The sequence below is a fragment of the Paenibacillus tyrphae genome (assembly GCF_027925525.1).
GTDB classification, from domain to species: domain Bacteria; phylum Bacillota; class Bacilli; order Paenibacillales; family NBRC-103111; genus Paenibacillus_G; species Paenibacillus_G tyrfis_B.
Genome location: NZ_BSDJ01000084.1, coordinates 1 through 1,004, shown reverse-complemented (window position 1 = coordinate 1,004; position 1,004 = coordinate 1). Strand labels below are relative to the sequence as shown.

Below are 1,004 nucleotides of genomic sequence, written 5' to 3'. Positions count from 1 at the left end.
GTAGACCAAGTAAGATCCTGACAGGGAACTGTCTTGTCGAACACCAACTTCTCTGCCGTCTCTTTGTAACAAGGTGAAGTTACTTGTTTCCCATGTTCCGCTTTCAAACGATTCGGTTCCTCTTGGTAGTCTAGTTTTCTTTATTAAATTACCATTTTTATCATAGTAATAATGGTCTATAAGACCATATGGTAATTCCTTTGATAACAGTTTTCCGGAAACATCGTATTTGTAGATAGCTGAATTATCAGCGTATGCCGAAGCTCCCGGAATGATTGAAAAAAAATGAAAGATAAGAATAGTAATACTAATTACGGAAAGAAGCCTTTGTATCATTCTTTACCCCCTAAAAAATAGATGAATGTTGTTTGATACGGGAGGACTATAGAGGAATTTTCTTTTAAATTATAGCGGCACCGGAAAGTATTGTATATGGTTGTTTAAGAAAGACTTTTAAACGCCTGCCTTGCATACACTAAAGCGTGAAAACATTACGATTAGTCTTTGCATTGTAATACTTTCTCTTCTATACAGATATCGTCTGACAAAGGTATAATTTAGCAGGGAAAATCTGCATGAGTTAAATATCAAAAGTTCTATGGGGAGGTAGTTATGCTTAAAAGAATGGTTTCGATTCTCCTATGTTTCATATTCATGATCGCTTATGCTTCATCAATCTGGGCAGCTAATGGAGAAACAAAATATCTGTATAATCATAAAGGTCAGTTGGTAGAGGCCACTAATTCGTACGGAACCATCTATTACGATTATGATTTAAACGGGGGCTTAATAAGAAAAAATCTAACAGATAACATGCTTACAAATGCCAGTTTTGAGGTAAATACGGGAACAAGCGGACTAGCTGACGGCTGGCAAGGCAACAAAGACCAAGGAATAACTGGCGAGTATGAAGTTGTAGCTCATCATGCGTCTTCCGGCCAACGTGCGCAGAAGATTACAGGTTCCGGTCTGGGACTGCATAACCAAATAAACGTATTCCAAGA

2 protein-coding genes are annotated in these 1,004 nt (G+C 37.6%); one reads left to right on the top strand and one right to left on the bottom strand.

The genetic code is table 11. The annotated features are described in order from the left end of the window. The coding region (locus QMG93_RS34940; RefSeq protein WP_281944507.1) for a hypothetical protein at positions 1-336 on the bottom strand (336 nt) is incomplete at its 3' end. Positions 337-612: 276 nt separating this feature from the next. Here QMG93_RS34940 and QMG93_RS34935 point away from each other — a divergent pair. Next, on the top strand, positions 613-1,004 hold a 392-nt coding region (locus QMG93_RS34935; RefSeq protein WP_281944506.1), incomplete at its 3' end, for a hypothetical protein.